Genomic DNA, 22191 nt, shown 5'->3' on the forward strand with positions numbered 1-22191 from the left:
CCTCTTAATATAAGCTAATAACATATGGCGCCATTTAATCTGCTTTTTTGCCTATATGATGCAATAAACAAATTAAACTACGCCAGACATAGCGTGTTATTTAAAGTTTTGCCTGAGGTGACTCGATAACAGCAACTTCTTCATCGCCTACTTCAATCACTACTTCAGGAATGGGAATACGTAATATTTTAACCCCTAGATACGCATAAATAACTGCTAACACAGGATTAATTAGGTTGAAAAAAGTGTATATAAAGTAGTCAAAAGGATGAACAAGCAAGACACCTTGCATATACGCACCACAGGTATTCCAAGGAATAAGAGGAGAAGTAATCGTACCTCCGTCTTCTAAACTGCGTGATAGGTTCAGTTGATGCAAGCCACGTTTAGCATACTCTTCTTTGTACATGCGCCCAGGCATAACAATAGAAATATACTGGTCAGCTGTAATGATATTAGTGCCGATGCACGTCAAAATAGTACGACTTATCATGCTACCAGCAGAGTGAGCGCCACGTAAAAATAAAGCCACTACCGCTTTTAATAAACCTGTACTTTCTAACACTGCGCCGAAACTCATAGCACAAATAATCAACCAGATGGTATTGAGCATACTCGACATGCCGCCTCTGCTGAGTAGCGAATTTAGATTTTCATCGGCGGTGTTAAACACCACTCCATCAAAAAGTGATGTCCATACAACAGCTGCCACACCCAATGCACCTTGCTGATCTTCTTGCAGCATATTTTGAATCACATCCGGCTGAAATAATACGGCCCAAATCGCACCCAGTAATGCCCCAATCGCAACAGCTGGAAATGCCGGCATTTTTTTGATGGCTAACGTTAAGAGCACAATTAAAGGAACAAGCATTACCCAGCTAATATTAAACTCTTGCGCTAACAACGCCTGCATCTGTGCAATATTACTTGAGGTTTCTTGCTCAGCTGCTGAAAAGCCAAGTATAGTAAAGAGAATTAACGCTATGACAAAGCTTGGAATCGTAGTCCATAGCATGTATCGAATATGTTCAAATAATTCAGTTCCCGCCACAGCCGGCGCTAAGTTAGTGGTTTCGGATAAGGGAGAAATTTTGTCGCCAAAATACGCACCAGATATCACGGCACCAGCGGTAATAGCATCAGACATACCCATACCTGAAGCAACGCCCATTAATGCGACACCCACTGTAGCGGCTGTTGTCCAAGAGCTGCCAATACTCATAGCGACAATCGCACAAATCAGGCACGTTGCGGCATAGAAAAATGATGGGTTCAGTAATTCCAGTCCAAAATAGATAAGTGTGGGTACAGTGCCCGACAACATCCAGGAACCAATTAATGCACCCACAGCAAACAAAATTAATATCGCACCTAGAGAAAGCGAAATACCTTTCACTATACCCTTTTCAATTTCAGCCCAAGTATAGCCGTTTTTCAATCCTATAATCGCCGCTACGCCCATAGAAAACAGCAAGGCAATTTGATTCGGTCCAAAGGATGAATTATCTGAAAAAAGATAAACTGATGTACTTAATAACGTGACCAATACACCAAGTGGGATCAACGCATCCAATAAACTGGGGACTTTTTTCTGTTTTATCGTTTCATTTTCCATAACTACAAATCCAAAATATTAAGTGAACGAATAAACATAAAAAGGATAATAATCGGGCATACAAACTTCAGATACCACGGCCAAATTTTCCAGAACAAACTGTGTTCAGCTTGAGCGTTACCCTGCTTAATTTCAGCGAGAATTTGATCTCGTTTCCATACCCAGCCAACAAAAATACTCAGTGCTAAACCAAGCAACGGTTGACTATACTGCGTGGTGATAGAGATGACCAAGCCAAATAACTGATCGAAATTGATAATAATGATACTGCTCATCACGAAAATAATAAGCGCTATAACCCACACCGCTTTTTTACGGGCTAAACCTTTGCTTTCTACGACGTAAGCAACAGGCACTTCTAGCATGGAAATAGAAGACGTTAACGCAGCAATAACCATTAAAGCGAAGAACGCGAACGCAACCACATAGCCGATCATCCCCATAGTTTCAAACAAAGCAGGAAGTACCGTAAAAATTAGACTATCACCAGCAATTAGCGCTCCACTATCAGAGAAAATCTGAACACCATTGTTCGCTGCCACGTACATTGCAGGGATAATAAGCATGCCCGCCAAAATGGCCACGCCAATGTCCACTAAAGCTACTGATGCCCCCAATACAGGTAGGTTCTCATTTTTACTAACATAAGAGCCATACACCAACATTGTGCCAACGCCCAGCGACATAGAGAAAAAAGCCTGTCCCATAGCGCTAATCAATAAATCAGCGTTCAAAATGGCGCTAAAATCAGGTATCAAATAAGCTTTCCATCCATCTATCGCGCCATCAAGTGTACTCACATAAGCAATGAGTAATAAAATAATCAGAATCAAAGTAGGCATTAGACGAACAGACCAGCGCTCAATGCCATTACTGACGCCGCCCACAACAATAGAGGCCGTCAAGGCTATAAACACGCCACAAAAAATCAGACTACGAGACATGGATGAGTCAGTTAGCCACTGAGATGCGCTGTCCCATCCGACTAATTGTGTGGCTGATTCAAAGAAATAACTAATCATCCACCCTGCGACAATCGCATAGAAGGCGAGGATCATAGAGACTGTAACAAACCCCCAAACTCCGGTTGCGCGACCAATATTACTGTTGGATATTTTGCCTAGCGCATCGACCATATTAGAGCGTGTTGCACGCCCGATAATCAGTTCAGCCATTAATACGGGATAGGCTAAAACAAAAGCCAATAGTACATAAACCAATACAAACGCCGCGCCACCATTACTGGCTACCTGGGTAGGAAACCCCCAAATATTACCTAGACCAACCGCTGAACCTGCTGCGGCTAATACAAAGCCTATACGAGATGAAAACTCTCCACGTGCACTCATCAATCACCTTTATCATTATTTTAGTTTTTATGAGGTTTGTTATCTTTCATCAACTCCCATGATTGAGAATTCCCGTGGGTGGGTTGATGCATTTTATATCGTTAGTTTATCGGTTTGAACAACACCATGCTATTAGAAAAGTATCACCAACAAAAAAGGGCTAGATTTCCCAGCCCTTTATTATGCGTTAGTACTTATTTGGATTGAATTGCGTACTTACCTGTACCTAGTAGATCGTAGGTAATATTCGCCGCTTCATCTAGAAAAGGATCAATTTCCGGTTGGTCTTCGGGTAAATCATCTAAGCTTTTTACTGGCTCAAGTCCGTGACGAACAAGACGCTCATTGGCTCTTTTTAAGCGTTTTGCATCACGTTCTTCACGCTCTTTAATGCGCTCAGACTCAACCAAAGAAAGGGTCTTATCATTTTCCTTACTCTTATATTGCGCAATATCTTCAAAAATATAGCCAAATTCAGGATCCGACTTGACACGCTTCTCATGCAATTCGCTTAACTGCTTAGCGGCTTGAGACGTATCGCCAAAAGTAGAGTACCTTGCGCGTTTAACACTGTCCCAAGGTAATGCATTTTCTTCTTGGCTTTCGCCCCAATCCTTTGGATCGATAGCGGAAGGGAATAATACATCCGGCACAACACCTTGATGTTGTGTACTGCCACCATCAATTCGGTAAAACTTAGCAATAGTGAACTGCACACTACCTAATGGATTTTCGTACAAATCATAAATCCGGCCTAATCCGCGGTGCTGTTGCACTGTGCCCTTACCAAATGTTTGCTCACCTAATATAAGCGCTCTACTGTAATCTTGTAAAGCGGCGGCAAAAATCTCAGAAGCCGAAGCGCTATATCGGTCAACTAAGACCGTAAGTGGACCGTCGTAATACGTTACGCCGTCAACATCTTGCTCAACCCGTATGCGTCCTGCTCCATCGCGGATTTGTACTACTGGGCCTTTATCAATAAATAAGCCCGTTAACAACGTCGCTTCAGTTAATGAACCGCCGCCGTTCCCACGTAAATCGACGATGATGCCTTCTACTTTTTGTTCTTTAAGGCTTTCTAACTCTTTACGCACATCGTTACTGAGCTTGTTATAAAAAGATGGGATTGTTATTACGCCAAGCTTTTCACCTTTATTCGGGCCACTTTCTGGCACATAAACTTCAGATTTTGCAGCTCTATCTTCCAGTTTAATTTTATCACGCGTCAAGCTAACGACTTCCGGTACTGTGCTTTCTGAGTCACCTTTTTGAATTTGCAACCGAACCACACTGCCCTTTGGCCCTTTGATAAGCTCAACCACTTCATCTAAACGCCAACCCACCACGTCAACAAAATCGTCATCGTCTTGAGCAACACCTACAATCTTATCTTCGGGTTTAATCTTTTTTGAAAGATCCGCGGGACCGCCGGGAACAACACTACGAATAGTCGTAAAGTCGTCTTCACTAAGCAGTACCGCACCAATGCCTTCAAACGACAAGTTCATTTCCATTTGGAAGCGCTCAGCGTTCTGCGGAGACAAGTAACTGGTGTGAGCTTCGATGCTACGCGCAAACGAGTTCATCAGTGTTTGAAACACGTCTTCACTGGTGGTTTGCTTTAAACGCTTAATCGCACGCTCATAACGTTTAGTCAACAACTCTTGAATTTTCGGCCATTCTTTATCAGCCAACTTCAAATTCAATGCGTCATACTTAACACGCTGGCGCCATAATTCATCGAGTTCAGCGGTATTTTTAGGCCAAGCTGCATCTTCACGATCGAATGTGAATGTGTCACCGGCTTTTTCAAAATTGAACTCTTTGTCAAGCAAGGTTAAAGCATATTCATAACGTTCAATTCGACGCTGCATGTTTAATTGAAAAATTTGATAAGCAATGTCTAAGTCACCCATTTCAATAGCTTCATCGAAATGATCTTGCTCAACTTTAAACTTCTGCACATCAGCATCCAAAAATACATTTCGGCTACTATCAAGAGAACGCATATACCGATCGAAGACTTTCTCTGATAGCGCATCGTCTAACGTAATCTGCTTATAATGCGAACGTAAAAAATTAGACGATATGCGTTTTACCGACACCGCATGTTGCGACTCCTGTTTAAGAACAGGAATTTCGTCAACACTTTCTGCATGGTTAACCGCAAGGGCTACTGTACTAAATGCAAAAAGTGCTGAAACCGCACAAACGCGAATTGAATTTATCATTAAACTACCTCTTAGAACGGGCCAACCTCAAATTATCTACTTGAACCTTTACCACCATACCTGTATCAAGTTGAACTTGAATGCCGTCTTTGCTGACATCTGTAATTGTAGCAGGCATAGGTGATTTACCTATTTTTACGGTAACAGAAGTGCCTGCAACAATTTGCTCAACCGAAAGCTTTTCAGGAGGTGGTAGTTTAGCTTTGGGCTTCACATTATCCTGATTAGTTCCCTTGGGCGAGGATTTAAATGCCGGCACCGACTTGGGTTTGTAACTTTTCTTAGCTGCGGGCTTAGCTGCATTCTGCGCTTTGCGCTTTTCAGCTACCTTAGCTTTGCTCTCTTCTAATTGAGCTTGCGCATGATCAGAATGTTCTTTTTCAATAGGCGCGGCTTCCTTCCCATCTAAATCGACTCTGAAAGCACCTTCTTTAACACTGTGCAAATAACGCCAGCTATTTGTATAGTGTCTAAGAGATGACCTTAGCAAGGTTTTGCTAACTCGCTCATCTTCTTCTAAGCGCGCAGCTAAATCTTGAAAAATGCCAATTTTTAAAGGTTTTGCATCACCCGTCACGCTAAAGCATGCTGGAAATGACTCACTTAAAAAATTGATGACTTCTTTACTGTTTGAAAACTTTTGAGGATTATCCATTAAATATTCTAGTTAGTGTTGTTAGCGAGGTTCTTGATGTTCATCATCCCAAGTTGACAATAGTTGGTCAACCCATTCGAATAAATCATCATCGTCTATGTCAAGTAAATGACTATCGTTACGCCAGTTTTCCCATATATATTGAATCATATTTTCTAAACTGACGGTGTCAATATCTTCGTCTGCCCTGTCATATAATTGATGCAACAGTGAATTAAAGCGGTCCGTTGCTTCTTCTGCATTATCTTCCCAAAAATCCATATCATCTCGGGTAGCAAGTGTTACATGAATATCTATCGAGCATTTCATGCTATTGCGTCCTGCAATATATTGACCAAGTTTTGTAGGCCGATCATATCATCTTGATCAAATCGACCTATTTGAGGACTGTCTAAATCCATAACACCTAATATTTTAGTGTTTTGATATACAGGTAATACGGCTTCAGCGTTCGATTCAGCATCACAGGCAATATGCCCGTCAAACGCATGTACATCTTGAATACATTGGGCAACGCCAGTTTGCGCAGCTGTGCCACAAACGCCACGCCCGAGCGGAATACGAATACATGCAGGCTTACCTTGAAATGGCCCTAATACCAACTCTTGGTCTTTTAATAAATAAAATCCAGCCCAATTTAACTCAGGCAAACGCATATACATAAGTGCACTTAAATTTGCTAGATTAGCAATCAGATCTTTTTCGCCAGCCATCAATGCCTGTGCTTGTTGGGTGACCTCTTTGTACAGGTCAATTTTGCTTAACGTCACGTTTTAAACACCAATATATAAAGTGAAATGGATAGTTACGGCTGGATATGGCGCTCAAGTTAACTGGATCAAGTTAAAATATAAAGAAAATTACCGATCTTTTTGTCTTTAATCGAAAATTTAACCCAATTGGTCACATTAAGTACAAATTAGAGGTGCCATCAGCCCTCTTAACAACTCAATATGTTACTAAATAGATACGTTATTCAGCGAATAAAAAAGGCGCCTAGGCGCCTTGTAACCATTGAGTGACGAACAATTACTCTGCTTTGTAAGTATCGTGACAACCTTTGCAAGAACGCAAAACACCACCAATGGCATCTTTATAGGCACTTTCGTCGCCTTTCATGGCTAAAGTTTTCAAATTTACTGATGCATCAGTAAGCGCGTCAACTTTAGTCGCGAAATCCGCGCGATTTTGCCATATTTTTGGTAATGCTTCTGTTTCAACATCAAATGAAGACGTGTCTAGCGCAAAGTAGTCGTCCATCATTAACGACAATTGTTCTATACGCGTAGCATTGGTTTCAATCGTTTGGGCATCCATTGGTATCGCACCTTTTGCCATTGCACCTAACGCACCTACATTACTGCGTACCAATTGTAATATAGCCTGTCTAAATTGTACTGCGCTTTTAGCTTGTTTTTCTGAGTTCGCTTCTTGAGCAACAACGCCACCCGTTAACAAAATTGTACTGGCTAATGCACTTACTAATAGTTTTTTCATAGTCCCTCGCGATTATTGGTGTCTAAGTTTATTGAGTGAAATTAAGTGAACCATGTCGAAGTAATAAACAAAGCCCGTTGAATACCTACCTGCTTGATACAATTGAACATCATAGGTCGTTGAAATATTTCACGTTAATCCATCAAATGTAGCAATAATAGGCTAGCAAATTAGACGAACAACTTACACTATAATTTACATGTTTTAGCCAATATATCCACCAACTTCGTAGCAATAAGCAAACATAAAAAAGCCGCTTTTCAGCGGCTTAGTGTTATAAAACGTACAGCTTAGTTTGTTAAATCTTCAAAGAATTTTTTAACTCCATCGAAAAAACCACTCTCTTTGGGTCGATTTTTCGCGGTGTCTTTGCCAGTCCCCATCGACTCTTCAAGTTCTTCAAGTAACTCTTTTTGACGACTATTTAAATTCACTGGCGTTTCAATGACAACTTTGCAAATCAAATCGCCAACACTACCACTGCGAACCGATTTAACGCCTTTATTACGTAAACGGAACATTTTGCCAGTTTGGGTTTCGGGCGTAACTTTGAGCTTAACTTTTCCTTCTAATGTGGGCACTTCAATCTCACCGCCTATTGCTGCGCGGGTGAAACTAAGAGGCACTTCACAATATAGATTATTGCCATCGCGCTCAAATATTTTATGTTGCTTAACGTGAACTTGTACGTATAAGTCCCCAGCTGGTGCACCATTCTCTCCTGCTTCGCCCTCATTTGAAAGACGAATTCGGTCTCCGGTATCGACACCTGCGGGTACTTTTACAGATAAAGTCTTAGTTTTCTCAACACGCCCTTGGCCATGACACTCACGACATGGGTCGGTAATGATTTTGCCCTTGCCCGAACATGTCGGACAGGCCTGTTGTACGGCAAAAAAGCCTTGTCGCATCTGCACTTGGCCTTGACCATGACAGGTGGTACATGTTTTTGCACTAGATCCTTTTTTAGCCCCTGAACCATCACAAGTATCACATTCAGCTAACGTTGGAACACGAATTTCAACACTCTTACCACGAACAGCTTCTTCAAGGCTTAACTCAAGGTTGTAGCGTAGATCCGAACCACGGCTTGCTCTTGATTGACGGCCGCCACGGCCACCACCAAAAATATCACCAAATACATCGCCAAAAATATCGCCGAAATCGCCTGCACCTTGACCGCCACCTTGGCCTCGATTCGGATCAACGCCAGCATGACCATATTGGTCATATGCGGCACGTTTCTGCGAATCGGTTAGAATTTCATAGGCTTCTTGAACCTCTTTGAACTTCTCTTCCATGGCTTTGTCACCTTGGGTTCTATCCGGGTGATATTTCATAGCAAGGCGCTTGTAAGCCTTTTTTATATCGCGCTCAGCTGCCGATTTATCGACACCCAGCACTTCATAATAATCTCGCTTCGACATATAGCTTGTTTATCCTGATATTTGTAGCCAGTTTCATTGGCTACCTATTCTTCTCTTACAATCTCACTACCTGATTTCGCGTCTCGGTAATAAAACCTAATGACTCACCGGGTCTTGAAACAAACTCGGGCGCTATGAAATATTCCATGCGCCCGAGCTTGCCCTTACGCCATTAAAGCGTTCGGGCTGATGTAGTCAACAAAAATTACTTTTTGTCGTCTTTTACTTCTTCGAACTCGGCATCAACAACATCGTCGTCTTGCTTAGCAGCATCTTCTGGTTGCCCTTCAGCACCAGCAGCTTGCTTAGCTTGAGCAACTTCCATCAACTTAGCAGAAGCTTGAATTAGCTCTTGAGTTTTAGCTTCAATTGCTTCTTTCTCGCCCGCTTTAACCGCTTCTTCAAGTGACGCTACTGCAGTTTCAATTTCAGCTTTATCTTCATCAGATAAGGCATCACCAGCTTCTTCCACTTGCTTACGTGTACCGTGAATTAGGCCGTCAGCTTGGTTACGCACTTGAACCATTTCTTCGAATTTTTTATCTTCTTCTTTATTCAGTTCAGCATCTTGAACCATTTTTTCAACTTCATCATCACTCAAGCCAGAAGATGCTTTGATAGTGATTTTTTGCTCTTTGTTGGTGTCTTTATCTTTAGCAGATACGTGCAAGATACCATCAGCATCGATATCAAAAGTTACTTCAATTTGCGGTGCGCCGCGTTGTCCAGGTCGAATACCTTCAAGGTTAAATTGACCAAGTGATTTGTTACCTGCGGCTTGCTTACGCTCGCCTTGAAGTACATGCACTGTTACCGCTGATTGGTTATCTTCAGCTGTAGAGAATGTCTGTGACTTCTTAGTAGGAACGGTTGTGTTCTTTTCGATCAAGGCCGTCATAACACCGCCCATCGTTTCGATACCCAAAGAAAGAGGCGTTACATCTAGAAGCAATACGTCTTTTACATCACCAGACAATACACCACCTTGAATCGCCGCGCCTACAGCAACCGCTTCATCAGGGTTAACGTCTTTTCTTGGCTCTTTGCCGAAAAATTCAGTTACGTATTTTTGTACTAATGGCATGCGAGTTTGTCCGCCCACTAGAATGATATCGTTGATATCACCTACAGATAAATCTGCATCAGCTAGCGCTTGTTTTAATGGTTCAAGGGTCGCTTTAACCATTTTTTCAACAAGAGATTCAAGTTTTGCACGTGTTAACTTGATAGTTAAGTGCTTAGGACCTGACGCATCAGCCGTGATGTACGGCAAGTTAACTTCTGTTTGTTGTGCAGAAGATAATTCGATTTTGGCTTTCTCACCCGCTTCTTTAAGACGCTGCATCGCAAGAGGATCTTTACGTAAATCCATGCCTGAGTCTTTCTTGAATTCTTCAACCAAGTAATTAATAACTTGGTTATCGAAATCTTCACCACCTAAGTGAGTATCACCATTAGTAGCAAGTACTTCAAACGTGTGCTCGCCATCAGCTTCATCGATTTCGATGATAGAGATATCGAACGTACCACCACCTAAATCGTATACTGCAACAACACTGTCGCCTTTTTTCTTATCCATACCGTATGCTAGTGCTGCAGCAGTCGGCTCATTAATAATACGTTTCACTTCAAGACCCGCGATGCGACCTGCATCTTTAGTTGCTTGACGTTGTGAATCGTTAAAGTACGCAGGCACAGTAATAACTGCGGCTGTCACTTCTTCGCCAAGATAATCTTCGGCGGTTTTTTTCATTTTTTTCAAAACTTCAGCAGATATTTGCGGTGGCGCTAATTTCTGATCTTTCGCTTCAACCCATGCATCGCCATTATCAGCTTTAATGATTTTGAACGGCATGATATCGATATCACGCTGAACTTCTTTATCTTCAAAACGACGACCGATTAAACGCTTGATTGCAAATACCGTATTTTGCGGGTTCGTTATCGCTTGACGTTTAGCTGGTTGACCCACTAACGTTTCACCATCTTGGGTGTATGCGATAATCGAAGGAGTAGTACGATCCCCTTCCGCGTTTTCAATTACTTTTGCTTTGTCACCATCAAGTACAGCAACACAAGAATTAGTTGTACCTAAGTCGATTCCAATGATTCTACCCATTAGTTTTTCTCCAAAAAATTATTTAATAATGCCTGTACACTTTGTGGGGTTATTTTTGTATTTTTCAATTAATTAATTGAAAAAATCTCCCATTTCTGTGAATTATTTTGTTATTTGTGCGAATTAAGCTTGTGTATCTACTCCGCCCTCTGGGGCGCGCGATACCATGACCATAGCTGGACGTAACAATCGTCCGTTTAATTCGTAACCTTTTTGCATCACTGCCATAACCGTATTGGCAGGCAATTCAGCATTTTCTTGCATCGACATAGCCTGATGCTTTTCTGGATTGAATGCTTCGCCCTGAGGGTCAATTACTTTCATTCCGAATTTTTCGATGCTGCCAACGAATGATTTAAGGGTGATTTCAACCCCTTCAACCACTGGTTTAAGGGCCTCATTATCTCGATCAGCAACTTGCAAAGCACGCTCTAGGTTGTCTGCTACTGGTAATAACTCAGCGGCGAATTTTTCTAGGGCGAACTTACGCGCTTTGTCTACTTCACCTTCAGCACGCTTGCGTACATTGTCAGCATCAGCAATCGCGCGCATCACAGAATCTTTCTGCGCTGCCAGTGTTGCTTCTGATGCTGCTAAAGCAGCTTCAAGCTCAAGAATACGTGCTTGCTCGGCACTTAATTCTTCTACCACGGCTTGTTCAGCATTAGCGAGTGTGGCTTCTTCATTTGTCGGCTGAGCCTCATCTTTTTGAGCTTGATCTTCGTTACTCATTATTTACTCCGTTCTTAGGTATCACATGAAAGCTAAATTCGATTGCAGCTATTAATGGGGTTGCTTTGGATCTCTTCAAGGGTATTTTTTTGATGTTTTAAAAAATTGTGTCTAAATTTTGCGTCGCTCTTGATTAAGATCAACTAAAAAGGACCTTTTACCTTTCGCAAGTTCCAGCTAAAGTGCTGATATAAAAATAATATTAGGTGTCTATGTTTAGCGTCTTAAGCTTAATGACCATTGTAGTTGGCTACTTACTGATTTTGTTTTTACTCGCGTTTTGGGGTGATAAACGAGCAAAAGCAAATCAACAACATCCCTACATCTACAGTCTCGCGCTTGGAGTCCACTGTACGTCTTGGGCTTTTTTCGGCACCACCACACAGGCTGCGCATTATGGATGGGCCTTTATCCCTACTTATATGGGAGTGATTTGTGTATTTCTTTTTGCACACCCTGTGCTTAGGCGCGTCGCCAATGTCTGCCATCAGCACAACATCAGTTCACTGGCTGACTTTATAAGCTTGCGTTACGATAAATCACATTTCTTAGCCGCGCTCGTCACTTTGCTATGTTTTATTGGCGTGGTCCCCTACATTGCATTGCAACTTGACGCTGTAACCGGCGGTATTCGCGTTGTCACAGGTGCTGATAATTTGTGGTCTGACGGTGTAGGGTTTTATGTCGCTTTACTAATGGCTTTATTTGCTGTGCTTTTTGGTACACGTTCGTTGAATTTAACCGATAAGCACCCAGGATTAATGCTTACTGTGGCATTCGAGTCAGTGGTAAAACTGGCGGCTTTGGTCATTGTAGGGCTGTTCGTTTGTTACAGTTTATATGATGGTGTATTTGACTTATTAGGAAAAGCTCAGCTCGATCCACGTGCTCAACAAACTATTAGGGCCGACTCTGGTGTATGGGTGTACATCAGTCAAATGTTATTGGGAGTATGCTCCATGTTTTGTCTGCCTCGTCAATTTCATATCAATTTTATTGAAAATAATGGTGAAAAAGAGATCAGCAGTGCGCGCTGGTTGTTTCCGCTTTACCTGTTGGGTATGACTGTTTTTGTATTGCCAATCGCCCTTGCAGGACAAATGATTTTTCCGCAAGGGGATGTCAGCACTGATACATATGCACTCGCCCTGCCTGTAGCATCTGGCAATTTGTGGATTACCATGGTGGCTTTCATTGGCGGCCTATCAGCTGCCACTAGCATGATAATAGTCGCGACGCTCGCCATGGGCATTATGATTTCTAATAACGTCGCCACGCCACTTTGGTTAACATTGCAACTTCGCACTCTGCAACGTCATCGTTTAAAACCCACGGGTATATTACTTATACGCCGCGCCACCGTATTGGTCGTGCTCGGCGTCGCCTATTTTTATCACCTGAATATCAGTCAATCCACGTCATTGGTGCAAAGCGGAGTTATTGCCATTGCACTGTTATCACAAAAACCTTCCCTATATTACTGCTAGGCTTATATTGGAAACGCGGCACCACATTAGCGGCGCAATTAGCCTTGATTACGGGGGCATTATGTTGGGTTTATTGGCTACTATGGCCTAGTATTACCGCGAGTTATTACTTTAACGCCCCCCCTAGTGATTTCCAGCTTTCCGTGGGTTTTTTGTATAGCTTGGGCGCCAACATCGCTTGTTTTATTATCGTTTCGTTGCTTCAAGGTTTACGAGATCAACCCGATGCAATAGATGCTATTACCCACAGTACCCAGCCTTTTGGTCATGCAGTTAAAATATCGAATTTGCTTGCTATCACGGAAAAAGTTTGGGGCGTAGAGCGCCATCAAGCTTTGCTTGCGAAAATGTCTCCTAATCAGTTATCTGGGTATGCAAGTCCTAAACTCTTAACCAGTATTGAAAGCGAATTAGCGGGTCAAGTCGGCAGTGCCAGCGCGCGTATTCTACTGTCCGCTATTGGTGAGAAGCGCGATGTAGAACTATCTGAATTGGTTGAATTAGTAGAAGAAGCGAGTCAAACCTTCCAGTTCAACCATGAGCTGCTGCAGTCATCAGTAGAAAACATTCAACAAGGCATAGTGGTACTCGATCGTGAACTTTCACTGCTTGCTTGGAATCAGCGCTATGTAGAGCTATTTAACTACCCCAGAGGTTTTGTGCAGGTGGGTATGTCGATTTATGAATTACTTGAATTTAATGCTAAACGTGGCCTTTTTGGACATAACGCTGATACGGGCCAAAGCAATATTCAAACTGAAATAAGTAAGCGCGTCGCTTTTATGCAATCTGGCAGCCAATATAAGTACGTACGCCATCAAGAAAACGGCCAAGTTATTGAACTAAATGGCAGCCCCTTACCCGGAGGCGGGTTTGTTACAACGTATAGTGATATCACTGAATACATTAATATCCAGCAACAATTAGAACAAGCTAAAACCAACTTAGAAACTCGCGTAGAGAAACGCACCGAAGAGCTACAAAAAGCCAATAGTGATCTCGAAAAAGCGCGCCGCGAAGCAGAGAACGCTAATGAAAGTAAGACCAAATTTTTAGCCGCTGCAGGGCATGATTTAATGCAGCCGTTTAATGCTGCTTCACTTTTTGCCGCGATGCTGAAACAAAAAGCACCCGAGGGAGAAATGGCACAAATGAGTGCTAATTTGGTTGACTCACTTAGTAATGCTGAATCGCTTTTATCAATGTTGCTTGATATGACAAGACTAGAATCCGGAGCACTAACCGCTCATATTCAAACCTTCCCAATACGCAGTATTTTGCGCCCTATGATCAATGAATTTTCAGCCTCAGCACAACAAAAAGGGTTACGCGTAACTTATGTAGATACTGATTTAACAGTTACTTCCGACCCAAAGCTACTCAGGCGTATTATTCAAAATTTGATTTCAAATGCCATCCGGTATACGCAAGAAGGGCGAATTTTAATTGGTGTAAAACGACAAAAAGGCCAAGCTCGTATTTGCGTTATTGATACCGGTGCCGGGATTGCCAAAGACAAACAACAAGACATTTTTCTAGAGTTCCATCAACTCGACACAAGCCCGAGCTCACAAGGTTTAGGTTTGGGTTTGACCATTGTTGAACGCATCAGTGCCCTACTCGGACACCCCGTAACGCTGCATTCTATATTAGGCAAAGGAACGTGGTTTGATGTAGCCGTACCCATTGGAAAGAAACAAGCTCCTCAACCAAGCATGCCTATAAACTCAAACTATGAGCCCGGGCTTCCTTTATTCAACAAAACGGTGCTCATTGTTGATAACGAGCCGCAAATACTCGATGCTCTGCAACGTTTACTTGCAGATTGGGGGGCAACCGTGATTGCTGCTACTGACCGTCAAAGCGCGTTAAACTTACTCGGCAAGCCGGTGGATTTAATGATCCTCGATTATCAACTCGATCACGGTGAAACCGGTATTGATGTGGCACGTGCAATTAGGCTTAAATTCGGGCAAGGCGCTGCATCTATCTTACCGGGTATTTTAAATTCAGCTCGCCAAGATGAAGATATTCGTCAATTGGCAATCAACGAACATCTATATTATTTGCCCAAACCGCTCAAACCTATTGCGTTGAAACGCTTAATCAAACAGTTATTACCTACCAAATAACAGGTTAATTCGCCATGCAACCGATAAAGTATCAAAGGTATTATTGCTTTTGCTAAGCGACCTGTGGTCAGATCAAACGCAGACTAGTTAATTTGTTGCTACAAGGACTTCACGTGAGCGACCCTATCATTCCCTTAGTTGCAGTGGGACTTATCTCCATTGCCTGTCAGTATTTTGCCTACAAGATAAAACTTCCTGCCATATTACCTTTATTGGTAGTGGGAATTTTGGTAGGGCCCGTTTATGGTGTTATAGACGCTGATGCCCTTTTTGGTGACTTACTTTTCCCAATAGTGTCTTTATCAGTGGCCATTATTTTATTTGAGGGCTCATTGACCTTACGTTTTGGCGATCTTGCTGGACATGGCTCAATGGTACGTAACTTGTGCACTGTGGGTACACTGGTCACATGGCTTATAACCGCGCCTGTTGCTCATTATGCCTTAGGTATAAGTTGGCAATTATCCTTTTTATTTGGGGCTATTGTAACCGTCACCGGCCCTACTGTTATTGTGCCTATGTTACGAACGGTACGCCCCAGTAGTAAAGTTTCTAATATTTTGCGCTGGGAAGGCATTGTTATCGATCCTATCGGCGCGTTGCTCGCAGTATTAGTCTTTGAGTATATTATTTCTACTCAAGATGCCCTGAGTCACACCTTGTACGCATTTGGACTGACCATTAGTGTTGGCTTGGGCATAGGAGCTGCGACCGGTTATTTACTTGGTTTGGTGCTGCGTAACAACTGGTTGCCCCATTATCTCGAGAATACTGCGGTACTGACGCTTATGTTAGGTGCATTTGCCGGCTCAAACTTAATCGCTCATGAATCAGGATTACTTACAGTCACTGTCATTGGTATGTGGTTAGCCAATATGAAGAACGTAGACGTAGAAGACATACTGGAATTTAAAGAAACGTTAAGCGTATTATTAATATCTGGATTATTTATTTTACTTGCATCACGTATCGATATGCATTCTATGCTAAATGTTGGCTGGGGGGTTATATGGGTGCTCGTCGCCATGATATTAGTTGCACGGCCTTTGGGTGTGTTTTTATCCTCATTGGGAACAGGATTAAATTGGCGTGAAATAGCCTTACTAAGCTGGATAGCGCCTCGGGGGATTGTTGCAGCGGCGGTATCAGCACTTTTTTCACTAAAGCTTGAAGTGCTTAATTACGATCAAGCGGCCCTTTTGGTGCCGATGGTTTTTCTGGTTATTATCACCACGGTAGTGCTACAAAGCTTAACCTCTGTAACGATTGCTAAAAAACTTGATATGCGAGCCCCCGCGCCTCATGGTTTTTTAATATTTGGGGGCGGGTTATTTAGTCGCCTGTTCGCTAAAGAACTCATGAGCCATGATGTACAGGTGCGCATCACCGATACCAACTGGAACAATATGCGCTTAGCACGTATGGAAAATATCCCTACCTACTTTGGTAATCCCATGTCAGAACATGCTGCCCGCACACTTGATTTATCCATGTTTGGTACCGTACTGGTGATATCACCCTATCGTCAATTAAACCCTATGGTTACCTACCATTTTGAACACGAAATGGGTAAAGGCACCGTACTGGGTCTAAGCAATAATGAACAACAGCAGCGTCCAAGTCATCAGGTGTCCGAATCCTACGTGAAAAAGCTAGGTTTGTTCAGTGATGAGGCGACCTATGGAAAATTGGCAGGCATGGTAGCCAAAGGGGCAACAATTAAAACGACCCGCTTGTCTGATTCTTTTACTTATGATGATTACAAAGAGCAATACAAAGAAAGGGCTATCAAACTATGCACCATCGATACGCACAATCACGTACAGATGTTTACCACATCCAATAACGTTAAACCTAAGGCTGAGTGGAAAATAGTCAGTTTAGTTAACCCTGAAAAACCGCTGGAAAAAGTCGAACATACAACAACAATAACAGAAGAATCAAAACTACCTGGTTAAATTCCCAAACGAGGAGGCCTAATAAAAACGTTAGGCTTACTCGCCTTTGTTACCATTATTGCCAAGCGCAGAATATAAACTATCTAGTGTTCAGTAATGTCTTTAATAGCGCATTATTATTGGATTAATCCACCTTCAGCATTTGCTTGAATAACACCCCTGCTTGGGTGCGATTATTAAAGCCCAACTTGTGTAATACCGCGGAGACATGCTGTTTAATGGTTGATTCACTCACACCCAGTTCATAGGCAATCTGTTTATTTAGCAAGCCATCTGCCATTAACTGCAACACTTTGAGTTGATGGGGTGTTAACTGAGCAAGTTTTAAGGCAAATTCTTGTTCTTCACTGCCCTCAATTTTCTGTACTTGCCCGATGAGATCTTCTGGAAGCCATTGTTCGCCGTCAAGCAGTTGTTGCACCGCTGCAGCAATCATAGGAAGCGGTGTCGATTTCGGGATATAACCACAGGCCCCAAAGTCGATTGCTTTTCTCACCATACTTGGACTTTCATCCCCTGAAACAATCGCCACCAGCACATCAGGAAATTGACTGCGGATCAACGTTAATCCCGTGAGTCCGTCATTACCTGGCATATTCAAATCTAAAAAAATCAGCTCAACATCATTATGTTCTTTTAATAAATCAATAGTTTGTTGATATGAGGCAGCCTCAAAAATATCGCTACCCAATACGCCTTGTATGGCTTGCTTCATGGCACTACGAAACAGAGGATGGTCGTCAGCAACTATGGCTTTAGCTTGCATTAATAGCACTCATTTGTAACATGAAAAGGATTTGACGATTGTCGCTAGTTAGTTGATAAATAATAGCATTATTTATCAACTATCAGTGAATTCACTTTTCTGTCAAGGATTGAAACAAATATGAGACGTTAAGAAACGCGTAACATAACGTGTGTCATAACGGCTATTGGGGCGCAAAATATTTAACGCATATGGGCTATTTTCTAGTATAAAAAAAGGCAGTTTACACTGCCAAACATTACTACAACTCACCAATTAAGCACTCTTTTTACAAGCAAATTGGCATTTTTATTATTTGGGTTAAAACCGTAGTGCTGATATAAACTTCTATACGCTGTATTTAAGCACTGTTTGTTGAAAACAGTGCTTGTTTACCAAGCACTCAGCCAATCTAAAAACGATAACCGACGGTTAGACTTACCGTACGTGGGTCGCCATAATAACCAATCAAGGTATTGTCTCCCCCCGTACCTGCGGCATAACCTGTTGGGTCTGTTGGGTCTTCCACCACAAACTGGTAACCACCGACGACATATTCTTCATCCGTTAGGTTTTTCGCATGCAGGCCGCCATACCAAGTGCCATCTTCGCTCTGCCACGACACACTTAAGTTAACCAAACCATAGCCATCTTGGGTGATTAAACTATTCGAGGTTTCGGTAATGGTGTAATCATCGCGGTAGTAGTAGTTTGCATTGAAAATAAAGTCGCCCATATCGGTGCTAAGCAGATAGTTAGCGGCAAAATTTGCTGTATATTCAGGGGTATTGGCGATAGCGAAAGTATCCGCAACATCTACGCGTCCTTCAAGGGTTTCTTGGAATACTTCCTCAAATTCAGCATCAATGTAGCCTAACGCAATATCGAAAGTCAGTTCATCTGTTGCAGCATAGGTGATTTCTGCTTCAATCCCCTTGGCTTTAGATTTACCGACATTTCCTAATATTTGCTGTAAGTCTTCTGGAGATGTGACTGGCAATACTGAAATGTATTGACGATCGTTATGCTCAAGGGCGAACAAGGTTACGTTAGCGCGTAGGTTATCGTTCCAATCGCTTTTCATGCCCAGCTCAAACGAATCAACCACTTCTGGGTCTACCGCAGGCTCATTAATGGTCGCTCTTGGGTTGTAAGTACCTGATTTGAAACCTTGCGAGTAACTAGCAAAAAACATTAGATCGCTATTCATTTGATACTCGACACCGACGCGTGGCGTAAAACGAGACCAACTTTCTTTCGCTGGCGCATCAAGTATACCATCACCGTCTGAATCACTGCCCAATACTTGTGGTACTAACTCGCCTTCGGGGCGAACGTAGCCCGGGATCCAATTTGATTCGGGGTAAACATTTGCGAAAACAAGGCCATTTCGTACCGTGGCTTGTTTTTCTTCATCTGTATAACGCGCACCTAAAGTAAGCGATAATTGCTCCGTCACTTCGATTGAAGATTGTACATACGCCGCAATACTTTCACTGTTATTGCACCCTGAGACTTCACGCGTTAAACCTGGAACACCAAACGCGGCACGCCCAAGAAAGCCCAGAATGGCTTCAAACTGACCACAAGACTCACCGTCATAGTAGTAAATACCGCCTACGGCATTAAAACCATCGCCGGTATAGGCCAATTGCAATTCATGGGTGTCATTTTCATCCTCATATATTGCAGGAACATCAAATATATCAATCGCGGTATTATCAAAATCAATGTTGGTCGGGGAGTAACTTTCGCGATGAGCGCCTATATATTTTAAGCTTATATCATCATTTACGTCCCAATTGGCCGTCAAACTATAGCCTTTAAGTTCCACATTATTTTCAGTGGGTAAACTAGTGTAGGAGTCAAATACGCTGTTTGGAACGGGAGCATCGGTTAGGCGACTAGGCAGTAAACGATAACCACCTTTCGCATTTGAATCATCTTCAGTTTTATCCCAAGCAAAGCGGAAGAACAAGTCATCGGTTGGGGTAAATTCCACGGTAATACGGGCTGCGGTTAAATCTTTATTGTAGTTTTCTAAATCTTGGCCATCTAACGCAGACTGCAAATACTCACCGTAACCGTCACGGGTTAAATCTGCTATACCAAAGCCAATGTAAAGTTTATCTTCAATCAATGGCAATTGACCGGTGAGCTTGATATCGCGTTGCGAATAACTGCCGACGGTGCCTTGAATGTTCAGCGTTGGGTCGCCGCTCATAGGTTTGGTAACGTATTTAATCGCGCCGCCTATAGTATTTTTACCGTACAAGGTGCCCTGTGGGCCGCGCAGTACTTCTATTCGCTCTACATCAAGCAAATCCAATACCGCCCCTTGAGGACGTGCCACGTAAACATCATCAATGTAAATCCCAACACCTGGCTCATAACCCCAAAGTGGATCCTGCTGGCCTACCCCGCGAATAAATGCGGTTAGCGTTGAGTTAGTGCCTCGACTGTTTTGTAGCGTGGTATTGGGTGAGAACTGCTGAATTTCAGTCAGAACTGATATCCCTTTTTCATCCAGCTCTACCGCCCCTAAAGATGTGACTGAGATAGGTACTTCTTGCAGACTTTCAACGGTTTTACGCGCAGTGACTTCAATACGCTCTAGACCCTTTTTTTCAGTTTGGGCGCCGTTATTAGCTTCCTGGGCAAATAATGCAGGTTGGTAACACAGCACTGATGCAACAGCGCCAGCAATAATCGATTGGGTAAACTTTTGTTTGTTCATAGTGTGTCCTTAAATAGCAGTTTTTAGTTTTTGTCGTGGTCTGCTTGCTGCGGTCGTAAATACCTTAATCGAGTTTTGAATTGACGTCCTTAGTACCATAGTACTATGGGCAAATTAACTGGGCTGAGACACACTTGCGTCATCACTTTAGGTGCTTGCTTGCGGTCACAAGTATTCATTTAAAGGAAAATAACATGCTCAGTTTAATTGGTTTAATAGGCGGATTGTTGCTGCTAATAGTGTTAACTATTCGCGGCATGAACCTATTTATCGCCGCCCCCTTGTGCGCATTGGTTGTCGCACTCACCAGTGGAATACCCGTTTTCATTGGGGAGGTGAATTTCGTTAATAATTATATGCAGGGATTCTCTGGATTTATTGCATCTTGGTTTTTCATGTTTTTACTTGGTTCGTTGTTCGGTAAATTTATGGAAGACACTGGCGCAGCAGACGCTGTAGCCCGCTTTATCATCTCAAAATTGGGCCGTAGCCAAGCTGTAGCGGCCGTGGTGTTAGCCTGTGCCATTCTAACTTACGGTGGTGTAAGCCTTTTTGTAGTAGCATTTTCAGTATACCCAATGGCCCTTAGTTTATTTAAAGACGCAAACTTACCGCGCAGATTTATTCCTGCTGCACTGGCATTCGGCTCGGTGACGTTTACCATGACCTCTGCTGGCTCTCCTGAAATTCAAAACTGGATCCCTATCAAGTATCTCGGCACTTCGCCTTTTGCGGGCTGGGAAGTTAGTTTAGTGGTGGCAATTTTTATGGCCACATTTGGGTTTTGGTGGATGCGCCGCATGATCAATAAAGCACTCGCTAATGGCGAAACGTTTGAACAGTGGGCCCAAGATCCTAAAGTTACAAACCGAGACTTACCTAGTCCTATTACCGGTGTGCTGCCATTACTGGTAGTACTTATTCTTTCATTTGCGCTGCATGATAGCTTGGGACATCTCGCATTAATCATCGCCCTTAGTGGTGGAGTGTTAACGCTTATGATCATCAATTACCGCTATTTTATAAATATACAAAATGCGATTAGCGCTGGTACCACTGGTGCTTTAGTGGCTATCGGGAATACCGCTGCGGTAGTAGGTTTTGGTAGTATTGCAAAATCGACAGAAGCGTTTCAAACAGCCGTAGAAGTGATGACTCATATTCCTGGTAATGAATTGATTGGTGCAGCAATAGCCATCAGCGTCATCGCCGGTTTAACGGGCTCAGCTTCAGGTGGTCAGGTGATTGCCCTACCCTTGTTGGCACCGCATTATATCGACCAAGGCGTTGACCCAGAAGAACTGCACAGAGTCGTGTCTATCTCATCCGGTGCATTGGACTCTCTACCACATAACGGTTACGTGGTGACGGTGATCCGGGCTATTTGTAACGAGACACACCAGCGAGCATATTGGGCAGTAGGCGCGCTCACCGTCGTGGTGCCGCTCTGTGGACTAGCATTGGCCATTGCCTTATTTAACCTATTTTAATGAGAGCTAAT

The 22191-nt window shown here is 42.8% G+C and carries 14 protein-coding genes and 1 pseudogene; 3 read left to right on the top strand and 12 right to left on the bottom strand.

Annotated features, from left to right (window positions below; translation table 11 throughout):
- Positions 1 to 100: 100 nt before the first annotated feature.
- The 10 genes from nhaC to grpE all read right to left on the bottom strand — a co-directional run bounded on the left by nhaC (position 101) and on the right by grpE (position 11631).
- Entirely contained in the window at positions 101 to 1618 is a 1518-nt protein-coding gene (nhaC, locus tag GQR89_RS11070; RefSeq protein WP_158770106.1) for a Na+/H+ antiporter NhaC, read from the bottom strand.
- Positions 1619 to 1620: 2 nt separating this feature from the next.
- Positions 1621 to 2967 (bottom strand): sodium-dependent transporter, encoded by a 1347-nt coding sequence (locus GQR89_RS11075; protein ID WP_158770107.1) that lies wholly within the window; start codon positions 2965 to 2967, stop codon positions 1621 to 1623.
- A gap of 194 nt (positions 2968 to 3161) precedes the next feature.
- Positions 3162 to 5201 (bottom strand): carboxy terminal-processing peptidase, encoded by a 2040-nt coding sequence (gene prc, locus GQR89_RS11080; protein ID WP_158770108.1) that lies wholly within the window; start codon positions 5199 to 5201, stop codon positions 3162 to 3164.
- Positions 5202 to 5205: 4 nt separating this feature from the next.
- Positions 5206 to 5856, bottom strand: coding sequence for an RNA chaperone ProQ (gene proQ / locus GQR89_RS11085; protein WP_158770109.1), 651 nt, complete (start codon positions 5854 to 5856; stop codon positions 5206 to 5208).
- 21 nt (positions 5857 to 5877) lie between these two features.
- Positions 5878 to 6165: a hypothetical protein gene (locus GQR89_RS11090; RefSeq protein WP_158770110.1), complete on the bottom strand. Its 288-nt coding sequence runs from the start codon at positions 6163 to 6165 to the stop codon at positions 5878 to 5880.
- Positions 6162 to 6626, bottom strand: coding sequence for a GAF domain-containing protein (locus GQR89_RS11095; protein WP_158770111.1), 465 nt, complete (start codon positions 6624 to 6626; stop codon positions 6162 to 6164). The genes GQR89_RS11090 and GQR89_RS11095 overlap by 4 nt, the downstream gene beginning before the upstream one ends.
- 259 nt (positions 6627 to 6885) lie before the next feature.
- Positions 6886 to 7353: a cytochrome c gene (locus GQR89_RS11100; RefSeq protein ID WP_158770112.1), complete on the bottom strand. Its 468-nt coding sequence runs from the start codon at positions 7351 to 7353 to the stop codon at positions 6886 to 6888.
- Positions 7354 to 7643: 290 nt separating this feature from the next.
- Positions 7644 to 8780 (bottom strand): molecular chaperone DnaJ, encoded by a 1137-nt coding sequence (dnaJ, locus tag GQR89_RS11105; RefSeq protein WP_158770113.1) that lies wholly within the window; start codon positions 8778 to 8780, stop codon positions 7644 to 7646.
- Positions 8781 to 8985: 205 nt separating this feature from the next.
- On the bottom strand, positions 8986 to 10899 hold the full coding sequence (gene dnaK / locus GQR89_RS11110) for a molecular chaperone DnaK (RefSeq protein ID WP_158770114.1): 1914 nt from the start codon (positions 10897 to 10899) through the stop codon (positions 8986 to 8988).
- A 123-nt stretch (positions 10900 to 11022) separates the two neighbouring features.
- Complete coding sequence (gene grpE, locus GQR89_RS11115; RefSeq protein ID WP_158770115.1) at positions 11023 to 11631, bottom strand: nucleotide exchange factor GrpE; 609 nt, start codon at positions 11629 to 11631, stop codon at positions 11023 to 11025.
- Between the two features lie 212 nt (positions 11632 to 11843).
- Between grpE and GQR89_RS11120 the strand changes: the two are divergent.
- Positions 11844 to 15250, top strand: a pseudogene (locus GQR89_RS11120) (PAS-domain containing protein).
- Between the two features lie 113 nt (positions 15251 to 15363).
- Positions 15364 to 17208 (top strand): sodium:proton antiporter, encoded by a 1845-nt coding sequence (locus GQR89_RS11125; protein WP_158770116.1) that lies wholly within the window; start codon positions 15364 to 15366, stop codon positions 17206 to 17208.
- A 124-nt stretch (positions 17209 to 17332) separates the two neighbouring features.
- On the opposite strand, the gene GQR89_RS11130 is transcribed toward GQR89_RS11125, so the two are convergent.
- Positions 17333 to 17974 carry a response regulator transcription factor gene (locus GQR89_RS11130; RefSeq protein ID WP_158770117.1) on the bottom strand — a complete coding sequence of 214 codons (642 nt, stop codon included), beginning with the start codon at positions 17972 to 17974 and terminating at the stop codon, positions 17333 to 17335.
- Positions 17975 to 18365: 391 nt separating this feature from the next.
- Positions 18366 to 20690: a TonB-dependent receptor gene (locus GQR89_RS11135; RefSeq protein WP_158770118.1), complete on the bottom strand. Its 2325-nt coding sequence runs from the start codon at positions 20688 to 20690 to the stop codon at positions 18366 to 18368.
- A gap of 194 nt (positions 20691 to 20884) precedes the next feature.
- Between GQR89_RS11135 and GQR89_RS11140 the strand changes: the two genes are divergently transcribed.
- Positions 20885 to 22180: a GntP family permease gene (locus GQR89_RS11140; RefSeq protein ID WP_158770119.1), complete on the top strand. Its 1296-nt coding sequence runs from the start codon at positions 20885 to 20887 to the stop codon at positions 22178 to 22180.
- Positions 22181 to 22191: the final 11 nt, after the last annotated feature.

The sequence above is a fragment of the Paraglaciecola sp. L1A13 genome (genome assembly GCF_009796745.1).
GTDB lineage: Bacteria > Pseudomonadota > Gammaproteobacteria > Enterobacterales > Alteromonadaceae > Paraglaciecola.

Coding starts and splice junctions, on each gene's coding strand:
- nhaC (WP_158770106.1), bottom strand. CDS start 1,618: ATGGAAAATGAAACGATAAAACAGAAAAAAGTCCCCAGTTTATTGGAT.
- GQR89_RS11090 (WP_158770110.1), bottom strand. CDS start 6,165: ATGAAATGCTCGATAGATATTCATGTAACACTTGCTACCCGAGATGAT.
- prc (WP_158770108.1), bottom strand. CDS start 5,201: ATGATAAATTCAATTCGCGTTTGTGCGGTTTCAGCACTTTTTGCATTT.
- GQR89_RS11140 (WP_158770119.1), top strand. CDS start 20,885: ATGCTCAGTTTAATTGGTTTAATAGGCGGATTGTTGCTGCTAATAGTG.
- dnaK (WP_158770114.1), bottom strand. CDS start 10,899: ATGGGTAGAATCATTGGAATCGACTTAGGTACAACTAATTCTTGTGTT.
- dnaJ (WP_158770113.1), bottom strand. CDS start 8,780: ATGTCGAAGCGAGATTATTATGAAGTGCTGGGTGTCGATAAATCGGCA.
- GQR89_RS11130 (WP_158770117.1), bottom strand. CDS start 17,974: ATGCAAGCTAAAGCCATAGTTGCTGACGACCATCCTCTGTTTCGTAGT.
- GQR89_RS11135 (WP_158770118.1), bottom strand. CDS start 20,690: ATGAACAAACAAAAGTTTACCCAATCGATTATTGCTGGCGCTGTTGCA.
- grpE (WP_158770115.1), bottom strand. CDS start 11,631: ATGAGTAACGAAGATCAAGCTCAAAAAGATGAGGCTCAGCCGACAAAT.
- GQR89_RS11075 (WP_158770107.1), bottom strand. CDS start 2,967: ATGAGTGCACGTGGAGAGTTTTCATCTCGTATAGGCTTTGTATTAGCC.
- GQR89_RS11100 (WP_158770112.1), bottom strand. CDS start 7,353: ATGAAAAAACTATTAGTAAGTGCATTAGCCAGTACAATTTTGTTAACG.
- proQ (WP_158770109.1), bottom strand. CDS start 5,856: ATGGATAATCCTCAAAAGTTTTCAAACAGTAAAGAAGTCATCAATTTT.